This window comes from Dyella sp. 2YAF14, assembly GCF_052114725.1.
Taxonomy (GTDB): Bacteria; Pseudomonadota; Gammaproteobacteria; order Xanthomonadales; family Rhodanobacteraceae; genus Dyella.
In genome coordinates, this window is the sequence record NZ_JBFRFH010000007.1 from 119,679 (window position 1) to 146,632 (window position 26,954).

Here is a 26,954-nt window from a genome sequence, read left to right on the forward strand (position 1 = left end):
CAATATTGTCTAAATTGGCAAGGCAGAATAGTATGCCTGCAGTATAGCCCCCAGCCGCTGAAATGGAAGCCGGATACTCCATGAAGATTGAACGAGCCCGCGTGATCGTCACCTCTCCAGGTCGCAACTTTGTGACCCTGAAAATCGAGACGGATCAAGGGGTCAGCGGTATCGGCGATGCTACGCTCAATGGCCGCGAGAAGGCAGTCGTCGCCTACCTCGAAGAGCATGTCATCCCGTGTATGATCGGCAAGGACCCCCGCCGCATCGAGGACATCTGGCAATACCTTTATCGCGGCGCCTACTGGCGGCGCGGGCCGGTCACCATGTCCGCGATTGCCGCCGTCGACACGGCGCTATGGGACATCAAGGCCAAGATGGCCGGCATGCCGCTATACGACCTGCTGGGCGGCAAGAGCCGTGAGGGCGTGATGGTCTATGGTCATGCCAATGGTGGCGATCTGGCAGAGACGGTGGATGAAGTCGCCCGCTATGTCGACCTGGGCTACAAAGCCATCCGCGCCCAGTCCGGCGTGCCTGGGGTCAAGGATGCCTACGGCGTGGGCCGCGGCAAGATGTACTACGAGCCGGCCGGCGTCGGCCTGCCGCAGGAGACGGTGTGGAACACCGCCAAATACCTGCGCTTTGTGCCGACGCTGTTCGACAAGCTGCGCGACAAGTTCGGCTTCGACGTGCATCTGCTGCATGACGCCCACCACCGCCTGACGCCCATCGAGGCGGCCCAGCTGGGCAAGGCGCTGGAGCCTTATTCGATGTTCTGGCTGGAAGACGCCACCCCGGCGGAAAACCAGGAAGCGTTCCGCCTGATCCGCCAGCACACCACCACGCCGCTGGCGGTGGGCGAGATCTTCAACACGATCTGGGACGCCAAGGACCTGATCCAGAACCAGCTGATCGACTACATCCGCACCACGGTGGTGCGCGCGGGCGGCATCACCCACCTGCGCCGCATCGCCGATCTGGCCGCGCTCTACCAGGTGCGCACCGGCAGCCACGGCGCCACCGACCTGTCGCCGGTGACCATGGGCGCCGCACTGCACTTCGATAGCTGGGTGCCCAACTTCGGCATCCAGGAATACATGCGCCACTCGCCCGAAACCGATGCGGTGTTCCCTCACGCCTATTCCTTCGAGCAGGGCTATCTGTATCCCGGCGATGCGATCGGCCATGGCGTGGAGATCGACGAGAAGGAAGCGGCGAAGTACCCGTACCAACCCGCCTATCTCCCGGTCGCGCGCCTGGAAGACGGCACCATGTGGAACTGGTAAGCGACACGATTTCCCTCCGCCGCCGTGTCCTGCACGGCGGCTTTTTTTATGGGCCATCGCTGCCTCTCCGTGCCGCTGGTCTCGTTGACACCACCGCGGCCTTGCCGGAGTATTGGTCAAACCAATATTTCGCAAACAGGATAACCGGTGATGCATCGACCCAGCGTTCGACGAGTCCTTGCTTCCGCGTGCCTGGCAAGTTTGATGGCGATCGCCGCAATCCTGCCCCTGCCCGCCCTGAGCGCAACCTCGCCGGCAGCTGACGGCCGCAACACCCAAGCACTCACCACCGGCTGGCAGTTCCGCTTCGGCGGCGACCCGGCGGGTGTCACCGACAGCAACTACGACGACCAAGGCTGGACCTCGGTCAGCCTTCCGCATACCTGGAACCGCGTGGGCGAATACGGCCTCACGCCGTCGCCGGCCATGAACAACAACCATGGCCTGGGTTGGTATCGCCTGCATCTGGATGTGCCGTCGAAGCTCGCGGGGCGGCGCCTGTTCCTGCAGTTCGACGCGGTCGGCAATATCGCCGACGTGTGGGTCAACGGCGTGCATGTCGGCCGCCATGAGGGTGCGTTCTCGCGTTTCCGCTTTGACGTCACCCAGGCGATCAAACCCGGCGCCAGCAACGTGATCGTGGTCAAAGCCGACAACACCAAGCCGGATATCGGTGCGTCGACCGAGAACGTCATACCGCTCGGTGGCGACTTCTTCATTCATGGCGGCATCTATCGCCAGGTGGCCTTGATCGACACGGACAGCGCGCAGATCGACCTGCTTGATCACGGCAGCCCCGGTGTCTACGTAAGCACGCCCGAAGTCGACAAGGACGCCGCCAAGGTGGCGGTGCTGGCGAAGCTGCGCAATTTCTCCGCGGCGTCGCGCAATCTCACCCTCGTCACCACCATCCGCGACGATGCCAACCATGTAGTTGCCGACGACAGCAGCGCCCTGAAGCTCGATGGCTCGGCCACGCTCGACGCGCGTCGCTCGTTGACGCTCAAGCAGCCACGGCTCTGGCGCGGCCTCAAGGATCCCTATCTCTACGCTGTCACGGTGGAGCTGCGCGACCACGGCAAGGTGATCGACCGTGTCGAGCAACCGCTGGGCGTGCGCAGTTTCAAGTTCGACGCCAACCAGGGCTTCAGCCTCAACGGCGAAGCGCTGCCGCTGCACGGCGCATCGCGTCACCAGGACAGGCTGGGCAAGGGCTGGGCGATCTCGCCGCAGGATCACGCCGAAGACATGGCGATCATGGCCGAGATGGGCGTCAATACCATTCGCGGCGCGCACTACCAGCACGCGCAGGAGTGGTACGACGACGCCGACAAGACCGGCATGATCATGTGGGCCGAAGTGCCCTTCGTGCACCAGTCCTCCTTCACCAACAGCGCACCCAGGCAGGCGCTGATCGACAACGGCAAGGAACAACTGGTGGAACTGATCCGCCAGAACTACAACCATCCCTCCATTGTGGTCTGGTCGGTCGGCAACGAGACGGACATCCGTCCCGTGCAGTTGAAGTTGAAGACACCGGCGCAATCGCTGGTGATGCTCAAGGTCCTCAACGAGGTCGCCAAGCAGGAAGATCCCTCTCGCGCCACCGGCTATGCCGATTGCTGCGAAGACGCCATCGCCGGCCAACCGGTGCTGAGCAATGTGGCCGACCTCACCGGCTACAACCGCTATTTCGGCTGGTATTACGGCAAGCCGGAAGAGCTCGGCAGCTTCCTGGACAAGATGCACGCACGCTACCCCGCCATGCCCATCGGCGTGAGCGAGTACGGCGCCGGTGGCGGCCTCACCCAGCACACGGACAATCCGCTGGGAGGTCCGGTCAACGTGTTTGGACGTCCGCATCCGGAAGAATACGAAAGCTGGGTGCACGAGCAATCGTGGAAGGCGCTCGCCGCGCGCCCTTATCTTTCCGGCGTGTGGATCTGGAACATGTTCGACTTTCCTTCCGACCTGCGCGAGGAAGGCGATGCGATCTACCTCAACGACAAGGGCCTGGTTACCTTCGATCGCAAGGTGAAGAAGGACGTGTTCTATTTCTACAAGGCGCAGTGGTCGGGCGAGCCGGTGCTGTACATCACGGGCCGTCGCTATGTCGACCGCGCCTATCCGGTGACCGAGGTGCGCGTGTACAGCAATGCCGAGCGCGCGACGCTCAGCGTCAACGGCCGGGATCGCGGCGTAGCGGCTTGTCCTGAGCACATCTGCGTTTGGCACGACGTAGCGCTGAAGCCCGGCAGCAACAGCGTGCAGGTGAATGCTTCGATCCATGGCAAGCAGCTCAGCGATACGGTCAACTGGACCGCGCCGGATGCTGCCGCTGGCATGCGCATCAAGTCCGGCAGCCTTACCGGCTTGACCACCGGCGATGCGCAGCGCTTCGGCTCGGATAATTTCTTTGTCGGCGGCGAAGGCAAGACGCTCAACCCGTTCCGTCGCGGCGCCAACGAAGCCGGTACGGAAGTTCCGGTGAAGCACATCGCCGGCGCGAAAGACGCGGCGCTCTATGAGGCCTATCGCGAAGGTGCGTTCCAGTACGACGTGCCGTTGCCCAACGGCCGCTGGGAAGTCACCGTCCATGTCGCCGAACCCGATGCCGCATTGGCGGCCTCGCGCACGTTTACGGTCAAAGCAGAAGGTACGGTGGTGCTCTCACACTTCAATCCAGCCAAGGCTGCAGGCGGTGCCCTCAAGGCAGTCGAGCGCCGCTTCCCCGTGGTAGTGAAGAACGGCAGGCTCGTGCTCGACTTCATTCCCGAGGGCGGCCCGGCCATCGTGTCTGCCATTACCGTCACGCCGGGCTAAGCGGCACGCCCTTCTTCACGATCCACCGGTGCGCACTGCGCGCGAGGTCAACTCATGTTCACGCACGGCCGGCGCTGGTGGATCATTTGCCTCGTCACACTCGGCACGATCCTCAATTACCTCGCGCGCTCGTCGCTCGCCGTGGCGGCGCCCACGCTCAAGACGGTATTCGCGATGTCCACGCGCGAATACAGCTGGGTGGTGGCGACGTTCCAGGGTGCATACACGGTGATGCAGCCGATCGCTGGCTGGGTGCTCGATAAGCTCGGCTTGCGGCTTGGCTTTGCGCTGTTCGCCATCGGCTGGTCGATTTCCAATTGCGCGCACGCGCTGGCCGGCAGCTGGATGGGGCTCGCGTTCTTTCGCGGCCTGCTCGGCGCCACCGAAGCGGCGGCGATACCCAGCGGGCTGAAGGTCGTCTCCGAATGGTTTCCACCGAAGGAGCGCACGGTAGCCACCGGCTGGTTCAACATCGGCTCATCGCTGGGCGCCATGATCGCGCCGCCGCTGGTGATCTTCTGCATTCTGCACTGGGGCTGGCAGATGGCGTTTATCGTCACCGGCGGACTGGGCTTGCTGTGGGCTGCACTCTGGTACTGGGGCTATCGCAAGCCCGAGGATGATGTTCGCCTCGGCGCCGAGGAGCGCGCCTACATCTTGAGCGGTCGTGCCGTGGACCCGCCAGCTAAAGGCGTGGATGCGTGGCACACCGTGCTCGCGACGCGGGAATTCTGGAGCATCGCCATTCCGCGCTTTCTCGCCGAACCGGCGTGGCAGACCTTCAACTTTTTCATCCCGTTGTATCTGTCCGAAGTGCGTCACATGGACTTGAAGCATGTCGCCGCCTTTGCCTGGCTCCCGTTCCTTGCCGCCGATGCCGGCTCGCTTTGCGGCGGCTATCTCGCCCCATGGCTGATGCGTCGCTTCGGTGCATCGCTGCTCACGTCGCGCAAGCTGGTCATGACGTTGGGCACCTCGCTGATGATCGGCCCCGCGTGCATCGGCCTGGCCGACAGCACCACCCTGGCCATCGTGCTGTTCTGCGTGGGCGGCTTCGCGCACCAGATGCTGTCCGGTGCCCTGATGACCTTGTCGGCCGACGTGTTCGACAGTCGCATCGTGGCGACGGCCACCGGCATGGCGGGTTCGGCCGCATGGATCGGTGGCCTGGCCTTCTCGCTGGTCGTGGGTGCATTGGCCGACAGCCTGGGCTACCACCCGCTGTTCGCCTGCCTGGGCATCCTCGACCTGCTGGCTGCGATCGCGCTGTGGAGCTTGTTGCGGGAACGGCGTGGTGTGGCGCGGGCGTGATGCCGCGCATCAACTTCCATCGTCCTGCATCGTGAATTAAGGTGGCTGCGCGCTTTTGCATGCACCCTTCATCACGGATACCCGCATGACTGCTCGATGGATGACCGTTTCCGCGCTCGCCTCGCTGTTGTGCCTCGCCATGTCGCCAGCCAACGCGCAGGAACACGTCGCCGGAATCGTTGCCGATCCATGCACGATGGAGAAGGCATCCGAGAATGGAACCGTCTTCGCACGCGACTTCGCACAACTGTGTCAGTACCGCGCGCAGAATGCCGAACTGATGAAGCCCGGCAGTCCGACGCCGCGTGTGGTCTTCATGGGTGATTCCATCACCGAGTTCTGGGGCCAGAAGGACGCGGCGTTTTTCACCAACGGCAAGGTCGATCGCGGCATCAGCGGCCAGACAACGTCGCAGATGCTGTTGCGCTTTCGCCAGGACGTGATCGACCTGCATCCGCAAGCCGTGCACATCATGGCCGGCACCAACGACGTGGCCGGCAACACGGGACCGGCGACGCTGGAACAAGTGGAAGGCAACCTCGCCTCCATGGCGGAACTGGCGAAGGCGCATGGTATCCGCGTCATCCTGGCCAGCGTTCCTCCCGCGGCCCGCTTCCCCTGGCGCCCGGGCCTGCAAACCGTCCCCACCATCCAGGCGTTGAACGGCTGGATCAAGGCCTATGCCGCGCGTAACGGTTTCACCTATGCCGACTACTACGGCGCGATGGCGACGCCCGAGGGCGGCATGAAGGCCGGTATGGCCGAGGACGGCGTTCACCCCACGCTTGAGGGTTATAGGGCGATGGAGCCGCTGGCCGAGGCGGCCATACGAGCCGTCCTTTAAGCGGACCGCGTCGCACGCCCTCCCTCTGGGCGCCGCCATTACACAAGCAGATCAGTTGCTTGCAGCTGCGCCTGGGCGGGTTGTGGACGCCCCCGCCGGACATTGCGCCGCGGCCATTTGACGTAATAAGTTGATCTACAAATAAGAATCATTATCATTGTGTAACTCGCCTCGGGCGAGCCGTGCCGCCACCCGCGGTCACGGCCACGATTCTTCTAGGGTTTCCTCAACATGTCCGCGTCCTTTTCCAGAACTGCGCTTCTGGTAGCGATCTCGTTTGCCCTGCTCGGCCCGGCCCACGCCGACGACCAGACCGAGAGCAGCAACACTGCCACCAAGACCACCAGCGCGGACGACAAGAAGAGCGTGTCGCTCGCGCCGGTCAATGTCGTCTACTCGACCACCAAGACTGAAACGCCGACCGTCGAGATCCCGCAATCGGTGAGCACCATCACGCCCGATCGCATGTCGCTTTACGGCATGCAGAATCTGGATGAAGCGGTGCGCTACATGGCCGGCGCGGTGGGCGGCAGCTACGGCGCCGATCCGCGCAGCGACTGGATCCTGATCCGCGGCTATGACCCGGCGAAATTCCTCGACGGCCTGGCGCTGCCCAGCGGCTCATGGACCGCCGATTCGCGCATCGAGCCGTACGGCCTGGAACGCATCGAAGTGAACAAGGGGCCGTCGTCGGCGATGTACGGCCAGCTGCCGCCCGGCGGCATGATCGACATGACCAGCAAGCGCCCGAGCCTCGATGCACCGCACGAGATCGAAGCCACCGTGGGCAGCTTCGGCCAGAAGCAGCTGGCTGGCGATACCGGCGGTCAACTCGACAATGATGGCCATTGGTTGTGGCGCGTCGTGGCGTTGGCGCGCCAGGGCGATTCCAACATCAAGCATTCCAGGGACGACCGTTACTACTTCGCGCCCAGCCTCACCTGGCAGCCGGACGACAACACCTCCTTCACCCTGCTCCCCCGCTATCAACGCACGCTGTCCGACGGCGTGGGCGGCTTCCTGCCGTCGCAGGGCACGCTGTACCCCAATCCCAACGGCCAGATTCCGCGCGATGTGAATCCGGGGGAGCCGGGCTACGACCATTACTGGAAAACCGACGAATCGATCGGCTACGCCTTCAACCATCGCTTCAACGACGTATGGTCGTTCCGTCAGGATCTGCGCCTGCAGAACGAAAAGGTCGACCATCGCTCGATCGGCAGCCTGGGCCTGCAGGACGACTTGCGCACGCTCAACCGCTACAACTATCCGCTGGTGGATCACGCCAACGTGTTTGCGGCGGACAACCAGGTCGAGGCGAAATTCGACCAGGGCAGCGTGCAGCACAACGTGCTGATGGGCGTGGACTATCTGCATAGCCACAACGACTACAAGTCGGGCTTCGGCTCCGCGCCGACCATCGACATTTTCAATCCCGTCTACGGTCAGCCGATTCCGCCGGCGCCTTATACCTTCCACACCAACAGCTTGCTCGAGCAGCTGGGTGCGTACGTGCAGGACCAGATCAGCATCGGCAAGTGGGGCATCGTCGCCAGCGGCCGCGAGGACTGGGTCAGCAACGACGTGAAGGACTTGATCGCCAACACGCAGCAGAAGCAGAACGACAACGCGTTCTCCGGCCGCCTGGGCGTGAACTACACCACCGATATCGGTCTGGTGCCGTACGTGGCCTACTCGCACTCGTTCAAGACGACCGTTGGCACCACCTTTGATGGCAGCGCGTTCAAGCCGATCACCGGCGACCAGTACGAAGGCGGCCTGAAGTACCAGACGCCGGATGGCCGCACGCTGATCACCGGCGCCATCTACCAGCTCACGCAGAAGAACGCGCTCACCGTCGATCCCAACCACCTGTTCTTCTCGCTGCAGCAGGGCCAGACGCGTACGCGTGGTGCGGAGCTGGAAGCAAATGTCGCGGTGACCGATCACCTGAGCATGACGGCCGCGTATGCCTATACCGACGCCAAGGTCACCCATGCGAACGATGCCACGCTGGGCAAGGAAGTCGCCCTGGTGCCGAAGCAACAGGCCTCGCTGTCGGCCGATTACAACGTGCACGAAGGTGTGCTGGCGGGCCTCGGATTTGGTGGCGGCGTGCGCTTCATCGGCGAGCACTACGGCGATGCGTTCAATCAGTTCCGCACGGGCGGCTATACGTTGTTCGATGCGAATGCGCACTATGACGTGGAACGCTGGCGCTTCCAGGTGACGGCCGCGAACCTGTTCAATCGCCAGTACGTCAGCGCGTGCAATAGCGCGATCTGGTGTTATTACGGGTATCCGCGGGAGATCACGGTGTCGGCGCGGTATCGCTGGTAAGCGGGAGCATGGAACGATTGTCTGTGGGAGCGCACCCTGTGCGCGACAGCCACGCTTTGGTGTATCGCTCCGTAGGTTGTCGCGCACAAGTGCGCTCCTACACAAACAGCTGTGGCGTTCGGGCGAACTAGACCTCCGCAAACGCCTCCGCCTGATGCCGCCGATACGCCTGGTAATACGCCGGCGTGTGATGCAGCTGCGTACCGTCGGACAGCTCTTCGCCTGAGGCGACACGACACACGAAGAACAGGTGCGAACCGATCTCCTGGCTGTGCACGATGCTCAACTCGTGGATTCGCAGCGACTCGGCCACCGCGGGTATCCCGAAGTCCTGCGAGGGGCGAACCGGAAACGGCAAGGCCTGCCAATCCTGCAACGGATGCTTGTGGTGCTCGCTGAGCTTGTAGACCGCCGCTTTCATCGTGGCCGGCACGCTGGACAGCGCCACCTTGCGCAGCTCGCGCATGAAGGGCGCGGAGACATTGGTGCTGCGCAACGCCAGCGAATAGAAACCGCTGCGTTCCAGCGGACCGATCAAGTCCATCGGAAATATATTCTGATGATCCCCGGCTCCCACCGACACCAGCACGACCGGCCGCGGGCAAAGGTAGGCGATCATCAACTGCTGCACCGCTGCGGGCGTCATCAATGCATGCTGCGCCGAAGGATGTTTGCGCATCAGGCGATTTTGCAGCCATGCATTCCACGGGCGGCGCGGCCAGCCGAGGCAGCGATGTTCGCCTTTGGCCACGTGGTAAAGCGTGAGCGTCTTGTCGTCGACAGCAATAGAGGTGGCTTTGGCCAAGTGCAACGTGCCGACGGTGTCGCCCGTGGCACGATCGCTGTATTGGATCACCGCATGGTCGCCGGCATCGACGCTGGTGGCGATGGTCAGCGGCTTGAGCGACGCCACCGTGTGATCGTTGGTGACATCGGCCGAGCCACCGTCCCAGCGCAAACTGGCGTCCACCGCGTGTTGCGGCGGCGCCAGCGCAATCGTCGCCCATTGCGGCAGCGGGCGAACGAACGGCCTTAGCCAGTCCTTCCACATGTCAGCACCGCCGCAACAGCAGGAACAGGTAGAGATCGGTGAATGTGCCCAGCCCGCGTGGAAGCACGCGCTCCAGCCGAAAATGCGGCGCGGCCGCACGCGCCACGATGCGCGGCGCAAAGCGATGGATGTTGCTCTCGCTGGTAATGGCATAGTGGCCGCGCAGCGCGAGATTGAGCAGGTTCGCCCGCCACCATCGATAACGCGCGTCGCCGAGGAAATACGGGTTGAGCATGCTTGCCAGCACGAAGCCGCCGGGGCGAACCACGCCCGACAGCTGCTCGAACAGCGCCGCCTGATCGGGAATATGGTTGAGCACCGCGAAATTCGCCGTCACGGCGCCCACCCGGCAGGCCTGCGGCGATGTCACCGGCATGATCGCCTTGCGCTCGATATCGTCGCGGCAGTGCACGGCCAGGTAACCGCGCATGGCCTCGGACGGCTCATACACGAACGTCGGGTGACCGCTGGCGGCATAGGTCTTGGCATCGATGCCGGTGCCCGCGCCGAAATCGAGCACCTCGGCGCCGGCGGGCAACAGCTCCAGCGCCAGCTTCTGAAAGCGGTCGCGCACCTGCTGGTCGCGCGGCGAGCTCAGCATGATTTGGTGGTACTGCTCGCCCGTATGCATGTGTGGTTCGCCCGACCTCTCGCTGCCCGCAGCGTGCATCGCTTCGGCTCTGCGTGAGTGCCCGGCCGGTTACGGAAGGTTGTGCGGGTCAGGCTCCGTCGCCGCCACGCCGAGACGGAAGCGGCAGCACTGACCGCCGCGCACGATGCATTCCATGTGGTGCACCTCGCGCCCGCTGGCCGCCTTCATATAGGCCAGGTCGAACTTGCACACTTCCTTGTGTTGCCTGGCCACCTCGTGAAAGACGCAATTGAAGGCTTCGATCTGCCATTCGTCGCGATATTTCACTGGCAGCGCCTCGTAGCCCAGGCGATCGAGCTGCGCCGACAGCGCGCGCACGACCTCTTCGTGGCTCGCCGTGGCCGGCAAGGGCAGCTCCCGCTGGCCCAGTGAGCGGCCCATCTGCTGCATGAAGGCTTCGAGTTGTTCGTCGCCCAGCTGCGTGCGCAGGGCGACGAACATTTCCGAAGCAATCACCGCGTAGTTGCGGGGGAACAGCGCGCTGCCCGTCTCGGTGATGCGAAAGATCGCCAACGGTCGCCCGCCGCTGGGACGCGAGCGGGCCCGCTCCACGTAGCCGTGCGCGATCAGCGCGCTCAGGTGCTGGCGCACGGCGTTATGGGTGATGCGCAGCTTGCCGCAGAGGGTCTCGACCGTGCTCCCGGCGTGTTCCGCCAGCAGGGCCCGCATCAGGCGCTGCTGCGTATCGCCAAGCTGGTCCAGACCGCTCACGATCAGGCTGCCTTGGCCGGGAACTGCTTGGCGATGGCGCCGGCCAGCGCATCGGCAATCACGTTCATATGCTGCTGCATCGCGGTCCAGGTGCTGGCTTCGGCCGTCATGTCGCCTGCCATGATTTCCTCGATCTGTGCCGAATGATGCGCCACATGCCCGGCCAGCAGGCTCGATACCGCCGATTCCGGCAGGTTCGGATTGGCGCCGGCGAGGAATTTGGCGATCTCGCCGCCATTGGTGGCCAGCGCGTTCATCGCCGCCGTTTCGGCGGTCTTGTCGTGCGTGCTGTCGGCCTGGGTGAGCGCCTTCACGCCAGCCCAATGTCCCGCCAGCAAGGTGAACATCTGCTCGCCCGCGGCCTTCCCATAGAAGCTGCCCACTGCATTGGCGATTGCCTTGGCATTGGTCACCACGGCGTCTTCCGCCGCCTTCGCCTTGGCGGCGTCGTGCGCATGCACGGCCAGGGCGTATTCGCGGGTGTGCACCACATGGTCGTGCCACAGGGAGCGCATGGCCGCCTGCAGCTTGGGGGCGGCCACGGGCGCGGCGGTTTCTGCCATGGCCATGCCATCCATCGTGGCAGCGGGTGCGGGCTGGGCGAAGGACAAACCCGTACCGGTCAGGAACAGGGCGGAGGCGAAGATAAGTCGAGCGTTCATTGGTTTTCCCCATGGATGTCGCCGGATGCGACTACGCTCATCCTGGGCCAGCCCTCGAGATACGCAATCAACCTATGTGTAAAGCCTACTACAGCTAGTGCTGAACGGGATCGGGCCGAACCGGCCGGCGGCGAGTGCCGACATCGCGCGGAAGGCGCCCGGGTCGGCTTACCGTGTAAAATGACGGTTTTATTGCCAGTAGTTGATGGTGTCTGCCTCTCCCTGGACGACAGTCCGTGGCCCAACGTTCATTCGCTTGCTTGCACGCCTGACGGACGTTGACGTCGCCCAATCCAAACAGTCGCTTTCGGACCGGCTGAGCCATTGGCTCGACTGGACGCATGCGCTGGCCTTGTCCACGGTGCTGGACGGCCAGCCCTCCGTCGACGGCGGCGATGCCCCCTCCTTCGGCAGTGCGGATGATGAGGAGTGCGCGCGTGCGCGCGTGTCGCTGGCGCAGACGATTGCCGGCGACAAGGCGTTCACCGAACGACAGCCGGCGGACGAGGCGGTCGATTACGCCGTCTTCCGCCAACGCTACTTCGCCCTGCAGCGGAAGATGCAGGCGACCACCGGCCATCTGCGCGGCCGGCTGCGCGACATGCTCGCGCAGAAGAGCCACGACATGGCGCGACTGGCCGCGGTGGATGCGGTGATGGAGCAGGCGCTGAGTCCGCGCGAACAAATGCTGTTGGCCGCCGTGCCTGCGGTACTGGGAAAACATTTTGATCGCCTGCGCGAGGCCGAGGGCAAATCGCTCGACGATGCGCAGGCCACCGAGAACACCACCGCGGTGATCCGCGGCGCCTGGCTGGACGTGTTTCGCAGGGATATGCAGAGCGTGTTGCTCGCCGAACTGGACGTTCGTTTTCAACCGGTCGAAGGCTTGCTTGCAGCGCTTCGCACCAGCTAATTGGGTAGTCATGTTCAGAAATCTTCTTCATCTCGCCGTGTTCGTTGCCGGCCTTGTCGCGGTGTGCTGGATCGGCGCCGGTTACATCGGTTCCAATCCGCTGGGCGCTGCCGTCGCGGGTTTGATTGGCCTGTGCTATCTCGCCGGTGCGCTGGAGTTGCATCGCTATCGGCAAGCCACGGCAACGCTGACGCAGGCGGTGACGGCGCTGTCCGCCGCGCCGGCCAGCCTTGCTGACTGGCTCAGCAGCCTGCATCCGAGCGTGCGCAACGCGACGCGCCTGCGCGTCGAAGGCGAGCGCGCGGCCATGCCCGTGCCGTCGCTCACGCCGTATCTGGTCGGCTTGCTGGTGCTGCTGGGCATGCTCGGCACCCTGCTCGGCATGATGGCGACGCTGCGCGGCACCGGCATCGCGCTGGAAAGCGCGACCGATCTGCAGGCCATCCGCGGCTCGCTCGCCGCGCCGGTCAAGGGCCTGGGCTTTGCGTTCGGCACGTCGATTGCCGGCGTCGCCAGCTCGGCCATGCTCGGCCTGCTCTCCGCCCTGTGCCGCCGCGAGCGCCTGCAGGCCGTGCAGCTGCTGGACGCGAAGATCGCCACCACGCTGCGCGTGTACTCGCAGAGCCATCAGCGTGAGCAGGCTTTCAAGCTGCTGCAGCAACAGACCGAGCTGATGCCGACCCTGGTCGATCGCCTGCAGACGATGATGGCGACCATCGAGCAGCAGAGCGTCGCTGCAAACGAGCGCCAGCTGGCCGGGCAGGAAGCGTTCCACGCGCGTACCGAAGCGAGCTACACCCGCCTCGCCGCTTCGGTGGAAACGTCGCTGAAGGACAGCGTGAGTGAAAGCGCCCGTGCCGCTTCGTCGGCATTGCAGCCCATCATGACGGCCACGATGGACGGTATCGCGCGCGAGACCGTGTCGCTGCACGATCAGGTGAATCAGGCCGTGCAGCAGCAACTGCAGGCGCTGACCCGCGGCATGGAGACCACCACCACCACGGTCGCCGAGCTGTGGAACGCCGCCCTGGCGGAGCATCGCGGCACCAACGAAGCACTGACTCACGACCTGCGCGGCTCACTGCAGCAATTCACCGACACCTTTGAACAACGCTCGGCCGGCCTGCTGGACAACGTCTCCGCACGCCTGGACGCCACCACCCACGGCGTTGCCGACGCCTGGAAGCAGGCGCTGTCGCAGCAGCAGGACGCCAATGGCGAACTCGCCGCGCGCAATCAGCAGGCCTGGGATACGGCCGCGGCAAGTTTCGAACAACGCGCCGCATCGCTGGTCGAGCTGATGCAGCAATCGCATGCGCAGCTGCAAGCCACGCTGGAATCGCGCGATCACGAACGACTGGCCGCCTGGTCGCAGGCGCTCGGCGCCATGACCGACACGCTGGGCACGCAGTGGGCGCAGGCGAGCGAGCATGCCGCGAGCCAGCAGCAGACCGTCTGCGATGCACTGGCGCGCACCGCCGCCGACATCTCGGCACAAACCCAGTCGCACGCCAGCGCCACCATCGCCGAGATCTCCCGCCTGGTCGAGGCCGCCTCCGAAGCACCCAAGGCCGCCGCCGAAGTGGTTGCCGAGCTGCGCCAGAAGCTGTCCGAAAGCATGGTGCGCGACACCGCCATGCTGGAAGAACGCAGCCGCCTGCTGGCCACGCTGGAAACCCTGCTCGATGCGGTAAACCACGCATCCACCGAGCAGCGCACCGCCGTGGACGCACTGGTGGTCACCTCGGCCGACCTGCTGGAGCGCGTCAGCACGCGCTTCACCGACCATATCGAAGCGGAGACCGGCAAGCTCAACGCCGTGGCCGCACAAGTCACCAGCAGTGCCGTCGAAGTGGCGAGCCTGGGCGATGCGTTCGGCGCGGCGGTGCAGTCGTTTGGTCAATCCAACGAGGCACTGATGGAACGCCTGGAGCTGATTGCCAGCGCGCTGGACAAGTCGGTCGCGCGCAGCGACGAGCAGCTCGCTTACTACGTGGCCCAGGCGCGGGAAGTGATCGACCTGAGCATGCTGTCGCAGAAGCAGATCATCGAAGACATGCAGCAGCTTGCCAGCCAGCGCGCCGCGATCGAGGCCGAAACGGCATGATCGACGACCTGGAAGGCGAAGCCGAATCGAGCGCCACGATCTGGGCCGCCTTCGGCGACCTGATGTCGGTGTTGCTGGGCGCGTTCGTGCTGATCCTGGTCGGCGTGATCGGCATGCAGTTGCAGCTGTCGAGCCGGCTGGATGAAGAGGTCAAACAGCGCCAGGCCGAAGCGCAGCGTCGCCAGACGCTGGAGCAGGCCTTGGCAGGGCCGCTGGCCGCCGGACGCGTCACTCTGGTCAATGGGCGCATCGGTATTCGCGGCAGCGTGTTGTTTGCCTTGAACTCCGATCAGTTGCAGCCGGAAGGACGCGACCTGTTGAAGAGTCTTGCCAGTCCACTGGCCGGCTATCTGAAATCGCGCGACGAAATCCTGATGGTCAGCGGCTTCACCGACGACCGCCAGGTGCGCGACGGCAATAAGCAGTTCGCCGACAACTGGGAACTGTCGGCCGAGCGCGCGCTCACCGTCACCCGCGCCTTGATCGCCGAAGGCGTGCCTGCGTCATCGGTATTCGCCGCCGCCTTTGGCGCGGAGCAACCGGTAAGCACGAATACAAACGACGAAGGCCGCGCCAAGAATCGCCGCGTGGAAATGGCGCCAATGCCGCGACCGTCGAATGCCAACGTGGCTGCCCATGAGCCCTGATGCGGCGACCGCTCGCGCGAAGTTAGCCGCGTGGCGTGAACAAGGCGCCGACCGGCTCGATCCCATGCGCTTTCACGTGATGGAAGCGCTGGCAACGCGCGCGTCCAGGCACGAAGGCAAGACGCGGCACATCCTCGATGCTCGCCTGGCCGAACTGATCGAGGCGTACGCGCACGAACTGGGCAATGCGGCGCCCGGCGCGAACACCGATCAGGCGACGACAGGTGCGCCAAGTGCGCTGAATGATCTGCTCGCCCATATCGAAACGGGCATAGCGGCGCGCCTTGAGCACGCCGCCACTCGTGAAGCACTGCCAGGCGCCAGCTATCCCACGCTGGAGATGCTCGATCAGTTCAAGAGGCTCTGGTCCACGCTGCGCACCACCAGCCAGATGCGGCAGTCGCTGGAACAGGTGCCGGAGAATGCGGGCCCCTTGAACTCCGGCGCGCTGGTGCATCGTTCCATCGCACTCATGCGCGAACTGTCGCCGGGTTATCTCGAACAATTCCTCTCGTACGCGGACAGCTTGTCGTGGATCGAACAGATCAACGCAAACGCACCGACGACGAGTGATGCCGCGCGTGCGCCAAGCACCCGCAAACGCGCCAAGGCGAAGCCGCGCGCAAGCTGATTGCCAGTCACCAGCGTAGCCACAAGTGACGCACGGTTGTATCAGCAACGCTTATCGACAGATACGCGCAAGCTAGCTTTTTTAAGGCGTTGAACCGCGATTTTCAGCACGCACCATGCGCGTCGCCATCGTTGCGCGGCGAAACTATTTTCGCCTTTCCTGACGCCAGGCGATCGAGTGCAATCTCTTGCGACGATGCACGTACAGCCATCCCGGAACGTAGTTTCTTTCACGGCGTATTGCGTTTAGACGCCTGCTCGCTGGCGATGCCTCAGCGTATAAATATTCATCACAGGGGCCACACATCACACGCGACGCATGCGCTCGCAAGGGTTGGGGGTCCGCTATGAGTGAAAGCACAAAAACGTTTATCGAGATGGATTGGGACGCGTTTGATCCATGGCGCATCCAGCCGCTGAAACACTGTCTGACTGACCACCCGCTGTTGCAGACCGAACAGCTGGTGGAACTTGGCAAGCGCTGTCGCGGCACCAAGCTCTGGTACGCGTTCAACAGCAATGTCAGCGCCGGCACCGACTTCGACGACGCTGCCAGCTTGTTTCCCACTGCCAAGTCGGCGGTCGATTCGCTACGCGATATCAGCGCGGCGAAGGCGTGGGTGCTGCTGCGGCACATCCAGGCGGACCCGCTCTATCGCGAGCTGGTCGATGCGGTGATCAATCCGATCAAGCCCCAGATCGAGCGCAAGGATCCCGGGCTTTACTACCGCGCGGGCTGGATCTTTTCCGCCTCGCCCAATACAGCCACGCCTTTCCACATCGATCGCAGCCACGTGCTGCTGTTGCAGGTGCGTGGCACCAAGACCGTCTATGTCTGGGACGCCGATGACACCGCCGTATGCAGCGACCGTGCTCGCGATTGCTTTCACATGCGTCACGATTTGAGCCGCACGCTGTGGAGCGAGGAGTTCCGCCAGCGCGCACACGTGTTCAAGCTGGGGCCCGGCACGGGCGTATACATGCCGCTGACCAGTCCGCACATGGTGGAGACCAGCGACGAGTCGTCCACCACCATCAGCTTCACCTACAACACCGACGCCACGCGCAGGAACGCCAAGGTGCATGTGATGCGCGAGATGCTCTTCCGGCTCGGCATGACGCCGCCGGACTATGGCAGGAACCACGTGTTTGATCGGGCGGCATACGCCGCGGCGTCAGCCATCGTGGTGTGTCGCGGCCCGGGTGGGCATCCACCCGCCTGCCCTTCTCTGCTTCACAAGAGCGCGTACGCCGTCGCGGATTAGCTGCGCCGCGGGGTGGCCAACCTCCGCCATAGGCCAGAAAGCAGAGGCCAGCTCCCGCGCTAAAACGTAATTTCCTGCTGATCGGGGCGAAGCTGATATCCGCCGCGAGGGCAACGGGCGAATGCACGCCGGCGGGGAGATCCCCACCTGCTGAAGACTACGTAATTTTGCGCGAACCGGACGACGGTCTGCCGCGTGCCATCAATTCCGGTGCGGAAGCGGCGCTAAGTGTTTCATCGCTGCGACACGGACGGTCGCAGCGCGAATGCAAGGCATGCGGCCAGGCCCAACATATCGAGCCAGGCAAACCAGTCGCCCCAGCGGCCGTAGAGCGTGCGTGTTTCACGCAACGGCAGCTCACCGACCAGTTCGGCGTCGTGTTGCTCGCTGGACGCTTCGGCGACCACGCGGCCGCGATCATCGCTCAGGGTGAGCCGGCCGGAACGAGGTGCACGCGCCACGGCAAAGCCGTTTTCCACGCCGCGCATGATGGCCATGCGTCCGTGCAGCCAGCCGTCGATGCTGAAATCCCATGCCGGCACCAGCAGCAATTGCGCATGGCGCGCGGCGTAGGCGCGGCCAATGTCGTGGAAGTCCATGTCCTTGCATACCGCCAGACCGATCCGCGGCCCGTCGCCAAGCATGGTGTAGCCGCTGCCCGGCGTGTACTGACGCTCGAAGCCCGGTATCAGGTGCTGCTTGCTGTAGGTTGCCGGCGACGCCGCTGCCGGTTGGAACACCGCCAGCATGTTGCGTTCGGCGCGGGGATCACCCTTGAAGTCGATGCCGGCCGCCACGGTGATGCCACGCCGCGTCGCCAGCTGCGCCAGCGCAGGAAGGTTGGCATCGGGCGTGGCGAACGAGGTTTCGGGTATCAGCACCAGATGCGCGCCCTGGTCCGCGAGACGACTCACGGCATCGACATAGCGCGCTTGCAGGGCCTGGCCATCGGCATCCGCCAGGGCGGGACGGATCGGCTTTTCCAGCGACACCAGGCCGATGCGCATCGTAGACACGGCTGGCGCCTGCAACCGCCAGCCGCCATAGGCAAGCGACACGGCGAGCACGACGGCGGTCGACACCGCCACGATCAAGCGGTCTCGTTTTGCAGCCCGCGGTGCGAGCAGCACGGCGATCGCGGTGGGCACCAGCAACACCAGGAAACTGATACCCCAGAGTCCGGCGACTGCGGCCACCTGGAGGATGGGCAGGGCATCCATCTGGGTGTAGCCGATGCTGCCGAAGGTGCCGTGCGGCGAAAGCAGGCTGCTGATGTATTCGATGGCAAGCCAGGCGGTCGGCACCGCCAGCGTCGCCAGCAAGCTGCTGCCACGCAGCAGCAATCGACGAAACAGCAGCACGCACAAAGCGAGCGCCACGCCCGGCATGCCGATGGCATACGCAATGAACGGCAGCGGCAAACCGATGTAGTGGTGCAGGTAGTCCCACTGGTTGAAGCCACCGGTCGCGAACGCAGCGAAGGCAGCGAGTGCAGCCACGGGCGCACGCACCCTCGGCGCGAGCCACAGCACCGGCAGCGGCGCCAGCCAGGTAAGCCACCACAGCGGTTGCACGCCGCTGCCATACCACCAGCACAGGGCAGCCAGCGCTGTCGCGCCCAGCCAGGTCAGAAGAGCGGAACCATCAAGCCTTGATGCCATGGATCAACCTCTCCATCGATTGCAGATAGAAAGCGCGGAACGCCGCCTCGTCGAAACTGAAACGACCGGCGCGATAAAGGGCGACCAGACCGTGCTGCTGGGCCCAAAGGGCCATGGCGACATCGTGCGGGTCGTCTTGCTTGAGCACGCCCTTGGCCATCCCTTCGGCCACGGTGTCGACCACGACATTGAAGGTGGGCGACAGCCCGGCGCGGAAATCCTCGGGATAACGGCGTGCGTCGTCGCGGCGCACCGAGAAGGCGTGATCGAACAGGTGTGGGTGCGCCAACGCGTAATCGAGATAAGGGCCAGCCAGCGCCATCAGTCGCTTCATCACGTCGCGGCTCTTCCCGCGATGCGCCTCCCACTCATGCGCGACGGCCTTGAAGCTGTCATCGGACAGCTGCTTCAGCAATGCATCGCGAGTCGGGAAGTGCCGATAAATCGCCATCGGGGTGATACCCACCGCCTCGGCGACGCGGCGCATGGTCACTGCGTCGGCGCCTTCGCGATCGAATAGCCGATGCGCGGCCTTGAGGATTTTTTCGGCGGTGGTGAGGCGGCTCATGTATACACTGTATACATGACGGACGGGACGAGGCAATGGCCCAGACGTCACGGCCCGGGCACTTGGAACTTCCAGCATATCGGGGCGGCGGCCCGCCCCGGACTCAGGAGCGCAGCTTGTATCCGGTGCGGAAGATCCAGGCCACCGCCACGGCGCACAGCAGCAGAAAGCCCAGGGTCATGCCTGCGCTCAACACCACGTTGACGTCGGAGTGTCCGTAGAAGCTCCAGCGGAAGCCGCTGATCAGATAAACCACCGGGTTGAACAGCGCGACCTTCTGCCAGAACGGCGGCAGCATGCCGATGGAATAGAACGCGCCGCCAAGGAAGGTGAGCGGCGTCACCACCATCAACGGGATCACCTGCAGTTTCTGGAAGTCATCCGCCCACAGGCCGATGATGAAACCGAACAGGCTGAAGGTCACCGCCGTCAGCAGCAGGAACACGATCATCCAGCCCGGATGCAGGATGCTGTACGGCACGAAGAAACGCGCCGTCACAAGGATCAGCAGCCCGAGCATCACCGACTTGGAAGCGGCCGCGCCCACATAGCCCAGGATCGCCTCCAGCGCTGACACCGGGGCGGAAAGCAGTTCATAGATGGTGCCCGACCACTTGGGCAGATAAATGCCGAACGAGGCGTTGGAGATGCTCTCGTTGAGCAGCGACAACATGATCAGGCCGGGAATGATGAAGGCGCCATAGCTGGTGCCCCCGATCTCGCCCATGCGCGAGCCGATTGCCGTGCCGAACACAATGAAATACAGCGACGTCGACAACACCGGCGACACGATGCTCTGGGTCAGGGTGCGGAAGGTGCGGGCCATCTCGAAGCGGTAGATGGCGCGGATCGCGGGGAGATTCATGGCGCACCCCGCACGAGGCTGACGAAAATATCTTCGAGCGAACTTTCCAATGTATGCAGGTCCTTGAAGTCCACGCCGCGCTCGGCCAGCTTGCGCAGCAGTTCGGCAATGCCGGTGTCTTCGCTCTGGGCGTCGAAGGTATAGATCAACGTGGCGCCGTCGTCGGCCAGCTCCAGGCCGGTTGCATCCAGGCCCTCGGGCAGCGCCTGCATCGGCGTCTGCAGCGTGATGGAAAGCTGCTTCTTGCCCAGCTTGCGCATCAGTACATCTTTTTCTTCCACCAGGATCAGCTCACCGCGCGTGATTACACCCACGCGGTCGGCCATTTCCTCGGCCTCCTCGATGTAGTGCGTGGTGAGGATCACGGTGACGCCGGTTTCGCGAAGCCCGCGCACCATCTGCCACATGTCGTGGCGCAGTTCCACATCGACGCCGGCGGTGGGTTCGTCCAGGAACAGGATGCTGGGCTCATGCGCCAGCGCCTTGGCGATCAGCACGCGGCGCTTCATGCCCCCGGACAGGGTCATGATCTTGGCGTCCTTCTTTTCCCACAGCGACAGTGCACGCAGCACTTTCTCGATATGCGCGTCGTTGCGCTCGCGCCCGAACAGGCCGCGGCTGAATCGCACCGACGCCCAGACCGTTTCAAAGGCATCGGTGGATAGTTCCTGCGGCACCAGGCCGATCTTCGAGCGCGTCGCGCGATAGTCGCGCAGCACATCGTGACCATCCACCGTCACGTTGCCGCCGCTGGGTTTGACGATGCCGCAGATGATGCTGATCAGCGTGGTCTTGCCTGCACCATTGGGACCGAGCAAGGCAAAGATCTCGCCACGCCGTATGTCCAGATCGATCGCCTTCAGCGCCTGGAAGCCGCCCTTATAGGTCTTGCTGATGCCTCGTATGGAAACGGCTTGCTGGGTCAGGTGGGACGAGTCGTTCATGGGGTTCCTTGGTTCGAACGCAGCTCAACCATGAGGATTCTAACCCCGACATTCAATGGCCACGTGACACGAAAGGTTCGCTTGCAGGCATGAGGCGCCGCGCTTCATGCGACTGCGCCTCGGCGGGAGCGGCGTCCACTCCGGTGCTGGCAAGATCCCGCGGGATCAGTGCAAGGCCTCGGCATCCATCATGGCCTGCTGGAGTTGGGCATGGGCTTCGTCCGCCTTGCGCTGGCGGTCCGCCATCTTGTCGGCGCTCTTGCCCTGCTCCCTGGCTTCCTGCAACTCCTGATCCCGCGCGACCACCTTCTGCTGCGCCTTGGCCACCTTTTGTTCGGCATCGGTGCGCAACGATTCATCCGAGCAATGCGCTTTCACTTGCGCCAAGGCGGTCTGCAGTCCTTGGACGCGCGAGGCGTTGCCGTGGGCCTGGGCATAAGTGATTTCCTGCTCGATCGATTGGCGCTTGGCATCGCAACCGCCCGACTGGGCGAGCAGTACAGCTGGGCACAGGGAAGCGGCAAGAAGGGCCAGCGAGGTGACGACTTTCATGGGCGACTCCTGGAGTGATCGAGGGGAGCGCCAACGCAGCGGCGCCCTTCCTCATGGTCCATTCGTCGAGTGATCGTAATGTGTTCGCCGCGCCCTGCTCAGCCTGTGAGCACTCGCTCGGCATACGCCTTGAAGGCAGCGGAGACGGCCGCCGGTTGATCGATCCACGGGAAATGACCGGCATCCGGGATCGCCGCCGTCATCACGTTGGGCGTGTTGTAGCGCGCGGCCGACCATCCGCGCTGGCTCACGATCCGGTCGCATTCGCCCCACAGGCGCAGCACCGGTATGTCGAGCGGCCACCAGCTGGCCGCATAGGTGTGATCGAAGTGGGCGTCCGACCATTCCACCGCCGCGCGGTTATAGGGCATGCGCGCCAGCAGGGCGCGCCCCGCTTCCAGCGCTGCGGGCGTGAAGTTCCACTCGGCGGAGGTGACCGCCAAGGTGGTGAGATTCTCGACAGAGGGGTCCTTCGTGTACGCGACGACGGCCTGCTCGAAAGCCGGCAGGGGATCGCGCCTGGTCATCGCCACGTATTGGGCATGCCAGGCGCAATCAGGTGCGGTATCCAGCAAGGCCAGGCCGCGAACCACGCCGCGCAATGCCGGCGTGGCCAGCAGATACATGCCGCCGGTGGAGTGCCCCACGAAAACAGCGTCGCCAACGGCCTGCGCGGCTTCGATCAGCACCTGCGGCCAGTGCGCGAACGGGTCGTCGCTTGCGTGCTCCGTATTCGAACCGTCGCCCGGAAGATCAATCAGCCAGATATGGCCGGGTACGACCATGGCATCGGCCAACTCCTGCAGGCTTTCCGAACCAATGCCGGGGCCGCCGGGCAGCAACAACCAATTGAGCGTGCCGTGCCGCGATGAATGAAGACGCATGCGGACGCCGGAGTCGGTAAAGCGCGTTTCCATGCTTTGCTGTTCTCGAAGGGGGAGCGGTCATTATCGAGCCGTCCGCGAGCGCGGACTTTCCAAATCCCCCGATTCAACCCGCGGCGTGGACGTTACCGCTCCTCGACACGCAGCACGCGCGCCCGGCTCACATTGCCCCGGGCGACCGCATGGAACTTCCACGTCTGCCCGGGCGCGAGGTTATGCACCTGATCCGTCGCACGCCCGATGGCATGACCCATGGCGTCGAACAAGCGGAAGCTCACCCGAGCCGAATGCACCGGCACGCGACCCACGTTGGTCAGCGTGCCCACGACTTTATTGTGCCCCGGCTTCACGTCGCGTTCGACCCGATAAGCACCCAGCCGCACATGCCGCACCGGCGCACCCGCAGCGACGGCCGACGAACTCACCACACATCCAAGCAACACCCACCACACGATCGAGCGACGTTTCATTGCAATCAGGGACAGCACCAGGGACGAAGCGCGCAAGTCTAGATTGATTCGAGCCCGTTGCGCAGTCACTTCGATCACAGCAAGCCAGCGGCGTGGCCGAAGCTCAGCGGGTTGCCATCCGTATCAGGGATGTTGATAGCCGAAGCGCTCGCGCAGTCGCGGCGTGGCGAAATCGATGAAAGCGCGTAGTTTCAGGGGCATCTGCCGCTGGCCCGGATACACCAGGCTCAGCGGCATGGGAGCAGGCTCATAGGCCTGCAGCAAGCGCACCAGCATGCCGGCTTTCAGCAGATGATCGACTTGATCGGCCAGGACACGCACGATGCCGCCATCCTCGGTGGCGGCGATCACGGCGGCTTCGGCCGAATTGACGCTCAGGCGCGATGACACCTTGACCACCCGCGAGGCCTGACCCTCGCCGAATTCCCACATGTCCGCCGCCGAGTAGCCCACGTAAGTGATGCAATCGTGCGCAGCAAGATCTTCGGGTTTCTGCGGGACGCCACGTGCCTGCAGATACGCAGGACTGGCGCACAGCACACGGTCGAGCAGTGCGATGCGCGTGGCTACCAGGGTGCTGTCGGGCAAGGCGCCAAGTCGTACGGCAAGATCGACATGATCCTCCAACAGATGGCTGACCTGATCGCTCAACTGGATGTGCGCGCGAATCTGCGGAGCGCTGCGCAGGAACGCGACAAGCACCGGGACCACGTGATTGCGTCCGATCACTACCGGCGCGCTGATGATCAATTCACCCTGCGGCGCGCGGTATTCACCGGCGGCGGTGCGTTCGACCTGCTCGATGTCTTCCAGAATCTGCCGACAGGAGGCGACGTAATCGCGCCCTGCATCGGTCAGCACGAGTTTCCGCCCACCGCGCAACACCAGGCGGACATTGAGGTGCGCTTCCAATTCCGACACGCGGCGGCTGACGGTGGCCAGCGGCATATGCAGCTGCCGGCTGGCGGCGGAAAGGCTGCCCGCGTCTACCGCCGTCAGCAGCACGGTCATGGCTTCGAGTCGGTCCACGGCCTCTCACCAGATGAAAGGGTGCCTTCCGAATTTACCGTCTAGTGCCCGGATTTGAAAGGATCTAGCCTTTGCGTCCATGCGATGAGCCCTTGAAACACATGCTCCCCTTACGGCGACCGGCCAACCGGGGGACCTCTGGAATTCGTCACGAAACTCATCACGGCCGGGACCGCCTGAGGCGGCATCACTCCCTTTCCCCCATCTCCTGGAGTTTCCTATGAACATCAAAGACGCCACTGTTCTTGTCACCGGTGCCAATCGCGGACTCGGCCTGGTTTTCACCCGCGAGCTGCTCGCCCGCGGCGCCCGCAAGGTCTACGCCGCAGCGCGCGACCCCGCCACGATTACCGAGCCCGGTGTGCAACCTCTGCGGCTGGACGTCACCAACCCGGACGACGTGGCGGCTGCCGCCAAGCTCGCCTCGGATGTGACGCTGGTGATCAACAATGCCGGCATCGCCCAGGCCGGCGGCTTTCTTGCCGAGGACAGCGAAGCCGTCACGCGACGCATCTTCGAGACCAACTTCTACGGCATGCTGAGCATGAGCAAGGCTTTCGCGCCGGTGCTCAAGGCCAACGGCGGCGGCGCCTTGCTCAATGTGCTCTCGGTCGTCTCGTGGGTGAGCGGCGCGATGGCCGCCTATTCAGCCAGCAAATCCGCCGCGTGGTCCCTCACCAATGCGCTGCGCCTCGAACTGGCAGGACAGAACACGCAGGTGACGGCGCTGCATATGGGCTTTGTCGATACCGATCTTGCCCGTGACTTCGATGCCCCGAAGTCGACGTCGGAGGACATCGTCAAGCGCGCGCTCGACGGGCTCGAAGCGGGCGAGGATGAAGTGCTGGCCGATGAGCGCAGCGTGCAGGTGAAGCAAGGCTTGGCAGCAGCGCGGCCCATCTACTTGCCGCCACGCTCCTGAAGTTCGGCATGGAGGTGATCGCCCGCCAGCGCGCAGCCTCCAAGCCTGTTCCAAGGGTGATGGCGCGCGGGATTCGATCACGTGTGGGCTATGGACTTACAACACCGAGCGCCTGAACATGGCGCTCGGTCGTACCTCGATGCAGGATGGTCCCGCTTGCTCCGCGTTGATTGGCAACCGCTGGAAGCGCAGGACCCGCTCCGCTGCAGTAGCTTGTTCACCTCCCCGTGCGCTTGAGCCAGTTCGGAGGCAGTTCGTGGCAAGTGATGTGCTGGATACGAATAGCCTGTTCGAAATTGCTTTCGAACTCCCGCCCAAGGGGAGCCGCCGTTCGGCGGCAGCCGTCTACACGCAATTGCGTGCCGCCATCCTGGATGGTCGCTTGGTCCCTGGGGCCAAACTCCCGGTGGAACGTCAGTCGGCGACCTTTTTCGGCGTCTCAAGAAACACGGTTGCCCGGGCTTATGCGCGACTGGCGCTCGAAGGATGGGTACAGTCCCGGCAAGGCTCGGGAACCTACGTACTGCCCAAGCAAAAACGCCCGCCGCGTGAGCGGCCCTCGACACGGCAAGCGCCCGATCCACGCCTGAATGCGCTGTGGTCGCGACCTGAGCTGGCACAGGCGCTGAATTTCTGGAACGACAGTCAACCGGGAACCTCGACAAGCACCGCGAGGTGTCTGGATTTTCGTCCCGCGCTGGTTGATCCGCGCCTGTTTCCATTCGACATATTCCGCCGGGTCAGCGCCAAGCAACTCCGGCGAATGGAATTGAAGCCTCCCGCCTTCAAGAGCCCGCAGGGCAATCAGGGGCACTACCCGTTGCGGGCAGCCGTTTCGACGCATATCGGCGTGTCGCGTGCGGTTGTCTGCGAGCCCGACGATGTGCTGGTGACCGCCGGCGCGCAACAAGCCTTCGATATGCTCGCCCGAGTGCTGGTGACCCCAGGGGTTACGACAGTCGCCATTGAGGATCCTGGCTATCCACCGATGCGTGCGGCCTTTCTCGCTGCCGGCGCGAAGGTAGTACCCATACCGGTGGACGCGGAAGGACTGGTGGTTCACGCCTTGCCGGACTCGGTACGCATCGTGTGCGTTTGTCCGTCGCACCAGTTTCCGTTCGGCGTCTCCATGTCGATGCGGCGGCGATCGGCATTGCTCGACTTTGCCCGCAAGCATGGCGCGGTCATCATTGAGGACGATTACGACGGAGAGTTCCGCTACGACGGCGCTCCGCTGCAGGCGCTGCGTTCAACGGCCACCGCGAATGAGGTGTTCTATGTGGGAACCTTCTCCAAGTGCATGTTTCCCGCATTGCGCCTGGGCTTCATCGTGGCGCCCCCATGGGCCATGTCGGCGCTGGTCACGGCCAAGAACTGTCTCGACTGGCATTGCCCGACCTTGACGCAAATGGCCGTCGCCCGTTACATCGCGGACGGCCACCTGGCGCAACATGTACGCAAGCTCCGTGATGTGTTTCGAAAGCGCAGAGATCTACTGGTCGACATCCTCCGAGCGGATTTCTCCGAAGAACTATCGCCGATGCAGTCGCACTACGGCATGCACGTGTCGGCGTCCGCGACGCAACCCCATCGCTTGGAACGCGTCACGGCACGATTGTCGGAGTCCAACGTGCATTTGCATTCCTTCGAGCGCTATTTCTTCGGCTCGCCAACATCGGAAGGACTGGTATTCGGCTACGGGGCGGTTGACCTCAACGATATCGAACAAGGGCTCAAGGCGCTGCGCCGCGTGCTCTAGCCACGCCCGGTCGTTCGCTACCTGGCGCCCCGCGTCCAACTCGCGCCCATCGAAG

24 protein-coding genes are annotated in these 26,954 nt (G+C 64.0%); 12 read left to right on the forward strand and 12 right to left on the reverse strand.

Annotated features, from left to right (window positions below; all coding sequences use genetic code 11):
- Nucleotides 1-62: 62 nt before the first annotated feature.
- The 5 genes from manD to AB4Y82_RS12715 all read left to right on the forward strand — a co-directional run bounded on the left by manD (nt 63) and on the right by AB4Y82_RS12715 (nt 8,607).
- Nucleotides 63-1,289, forward strand: coding sequence for a D-mannonate dehydratase ManD (gene manD, locus AB4Y82_RS12695; RefSeq protein WP_441602105.1), 1,227 nt, complete (start codon nt 63-65; stop codon nt 1,287-1,289).
- Between the two features lie 204 nt (nt 1,290-1,493).
- Nucleotides 1,494-4,112, forward strand: coding sequence for a glycoside hydrolase family 2 TIM barrel-domain containing protein (locus AB4Y82_RS12700; protein WP_441602104.1), 2,619 nt, complete (start codon nt 1,494-1,496; stop codon nt 4,110-4,112).
- 54 nt (nt 4,113-4,166) lie between these two features.
- Nucleotides 4,167-5,423: an MFS transporter gene (locus AB4Y82_RS12705; RefSeq protein WP_441602103.1), complete on the forward strand. Its 1,257-nt coding sequence runs from the start codon at nt 4,167-4,169 to the stop codon at nt 5,421-5,423.
- An 85-nt stretch (nt 5,424-5,508) separates the two neighbouring features.
- Complete coding sequence (locus AB4Y82_RS12710) at nt 5,509-6,267, forward strand: SGNH/GDSL hydrolase family protein (protein WP_441602102.1); 759 nt, start codon at nt 5,509-5,511, stop codon at nt 6,265-6,267.
- A gap of 231 nt (nt 6,268-6,498) precedes the next feature.
- Nucleotides 6,499-8,607: a TonB-dependent siderophore receptor gene (locus AB4Y82_RS12715; protein WP_441611347.1), complete on the forward strand. Its 2,109-nt coding sequence runs from the start codon at nt 6,499-6,501 to the stop codon at nt 8,605-8,607.
- Nucleotides 8,608-8,734: 127 nt separating this feature from the next.
- Here the strand turns inward: AB4Y82_RS12715 and AB4Y82_RS12720 are convergent, their stop codons facing one another.
- The 4 genes from AB4Y82_RS12720 to AB4Y82_RS12735 all read right to left on the reverse strand — a co-directional run bounded on the left by AB4Y82_RS12720 (nt 8,735) and on the right by AB4Y82_RS12735 (nt 11,683).
- Nucleotides 8,735-9,658, reverse strand: a complete 924-nt coding sequence (locus AB4Y82_RS12720; RefSeq protein WP_441602100.1) for a flavin reductase — start codon at nt 9,656-9,658, stop codon at nt 8,735-8,737.
- A 1-nt stretch (nt 9,659) separates the two neighbouring features.
- Nucleotides 9,660-10,289, reverse strand: coding sequence for a class I SAM-dependent methyltransferase (locus AB4Y82_RS12725; RefSeq protein WP_441602099.1), 630 nt, complete (start codon nt 10,287-10,289; stop codon nt 9,660-9,662).
- Nucleotides 10,290-10,358: 69 nt separating this feature from the next.
- Complete coding sequence (locus tag AB4Y82_RS12730) at nt 10,359-11,021, reverse strand: helix-turn-helix transcriptional regulator (RefSeq protein ID WP_441602098.1); 663 nt, start codon at nt 11,019-11,021, stop codon at nt 10,359-10,361.
- Nucleotides 11,022-11,023: 2 nt separating this feature from the next.
- The gene (locus tag AB4Y82_RS12735) at nt 11,024-11,683 is read right to left on the reverse strand and encodes a hypothetical protein (RefSeq protein ID WP_441611349.1); all 660 of its coding nucleotides are present in this window, start codon (nt 11,681-11,683) and stop codon (nt 11,024-11,026) included.
- 205 nt (nt 11,684-11,888) lie between these two features.
- On the opposite strand from AB4Y82_RS12735, the gene AB4Y82_RS12740 reads away from it, so the two are divergent.
- From AB4Y82_RS12740 to AB4Y82_RS12760, 5 genes are all read left to right on the forward strand, one after another.
- Nucleotides 11,889-12,596: a DUF3348 domain-containing protein gene (locus tag AB4Y82_RS12740; RefSeq protein WP_441602096.1), complete on the forward strand. Its 708-nt coding sequence runs from the start codon at nt 11,889-11,891 to the stop codon at nt 12,594-12,596.
- A gap of 10 nt (nt 12,597-12,606) precedes the next feature.
- Nucleotides 12,607-14,703: a DUF802 domain-containing protein gene (locus AB4Y82_RS12745; protein WP_441602095.1), complete on the forward strand. Its 2,097-nt coding sequence runs from the start codon at nt 12,607-12,609 to the stop codon at nt 14,701-14,703.
- The gene (locus AB4Y82_RS12750; protein ID WP_441602094.1) at nt 14,700-15,350 is read left to right on the forward strand and encodes an OmpA family protein; all 651 of its coding nucleotides are present in this window, start codon (nt 14,700-14,702) and stop codon (nt 15,348-15,350) included. The genes AB4Y82_RS12745 and AB4Y82_RS12750 overlap by 4 nt, the downstream gene beginning before the upstream one ends.
- Nucleotides 15,340-15,981 (forward strand): DUF2894 domain-containing protein, encoded by a 642-nt coding sequence (locus AB4Y82_RS12755; protein ID WP_441602093.1) that lies wholly within the window; start codon nt 15,340-15,342, stop codon nt 15,979-15,981. The genes AB4Y82_RS12750 and AB4Y82_RS12755 overlap by 11 nt, the downstream gene beginning before the upstream one ends.
- 346 nt (nt 15,982-16,327) lie before the next feature.
- Nucleotides 16,328-17,245, forward strand: coding sequence for a JmjC domain-containing protein (locus AB4Y82_RS12760; RefSeq protein WP_441602092.1), 918 nt, complete (start codon nt 16,328-16,330; stop codon nt 17,243-17,245).
- 233 nt (nt 17,246-17,478) lie between these two features.
- Here AB4Y82_RS12760 and AB4Y82_RS12765 read toward each other — a convergent pair whose 3' ends face one another.
- The 8 genes from AB4Y82_RS12765 to AB4Y82_RS12800 form a co-directional block, all read right to left on the reverse strand.
- Nucleotides 17,479-18,906 (reverse strand): apolipoprotein N-acyltransferase, encoded by a 1,428-nt coding sequence (locus AB4Y82_RS12765; RefSeq protein ID WP_441602091.1) that lies wholly within the window; start codon nt 18,904-18,906, stop codon nt 17,479-17,481.
- A complete protein-coding gene (locus AB4Y82_RS12770; RefSeq protein ID WP_441611351.1) occupies nt 18,890-19,474 on the reverse strand; it encodes a TetR/AcrR family transcriptional regulator in 585 nt (194 codons plus the stop codon). The genes AB4Y82_RS12765 and AB4Y82_RS12770 overlap by 17 nt, the downstream gene beginning before the upstream one ends.
- Nucleotides 19,475-19,577: 103 nt before the next feature.
- Nucleotides 19,578-20,339 (reverse strand): ABC transporter permease, encoded by a 762-nt coding sequence (locus AB4Y82_RS12775; RefSeq protein ID WP_441602089.1) that lies wholly within the window; start codon nt 20,337-20,339, stop codon nt 19,578-19,580.
- On the reverse strand, nt 20,336-21,283 hold the full coding sequence (locus tag AB4Y82_RS12780; RefSeq protein ID WP_441602088.1) for an ABC transporter ATP-binding protein: 948 nt from the start codon (nt 21,281-21,283) through the stop codon (nt 20,336-20,338). The genes AB4Y82_RS12775 and AB4Y82_RS12780 overlap by 4 nt, the downstream gene beginning before the upstream one ends.
- Nucleotides 21,284-21,448: 165 nt before the next feature.
- Nucleotides 21,449-21,835, reverse strand: a complete 387-nt coding sequence (locus AB4Y82_RS12785) for a DUF1090 domain-containing protein (RefSeq protein ID WP_441602087.1) — start codon at nt 21,833-21,835, stop codon at nt 21,449-21,451.
- Nucleotides 21,836-21,933: 98 nt separating this feature from the next.
- Nucleotides 21,934-22,719: an alpha/beta fold hydrolase gene (locus AB4Y82_RS12790; RefSeq protein WP_441611353.1), complete on the reverse strand. Its 786-nt coding sequence runs from the start codon at nt 22,717-22,719 to the stop codon at nt 21,934-21,936.
- A gap of 125 nt (nt 22,720-22,844) precedes the next feature.
- Nucleotides 22,845-23,189, reverse strand: a complete 345-nt coding sequence (locus AB4Y82_RS12795) for an FxLYD domain-containing protein (protein ID WP_441602085.1) — start codon at nt 23,187-23,189, stop codon at nt 22,845-22,847.
- Nucleotides 23,190-23,312: 123 nt separating this feature from the next.
- Nucleotides 23,313-24,218 carry a LysR family transcriptional regulator gene (locus tag AB4Y82_RS12800; protein WP_441602084.1) on the reverse strand — a complete coding sequence of 302 codons (906 nt, stop codon included), beginning with the start codon at nt 24,216-24,218 and terminating at the stop codon, nt 23,313-23,315.
- 220 nt (nt 24,219-24,438) lie between these two features.
- On the opposite strand from AB4Y82_RS12800, the gene AB4Y82_RS12805 reads away from it, so the two are divergent.
- Nucleotides 24,439-25,140: an SDR family oxidoreductase gene (locus AB4Y82_RS12805; protein WP_441602083.1), complete on the forward strand. Its 702-nt coding sequence runs from the start codon at nt 24,439-24,441 to the stop codon at nt 25,138-25,140.
- Nucleotides 25,141-25,396: 256 nt separating this feature from the next.
- Nucleotides 25,397-26,899, forward strand: coding sequence for a MocR-like pyridoxine biosynthesis transcription factor PdxR (gene pdxR, locus AB4Y82_RS12810; protein WP_441602082.1), 1,503 nt, complete (start codon nt 25,397-25,399; stop codon nt 26,897-26,899).
- Nucleotides 26,900-26,954 lie beyond the last annotated feature (55 nt).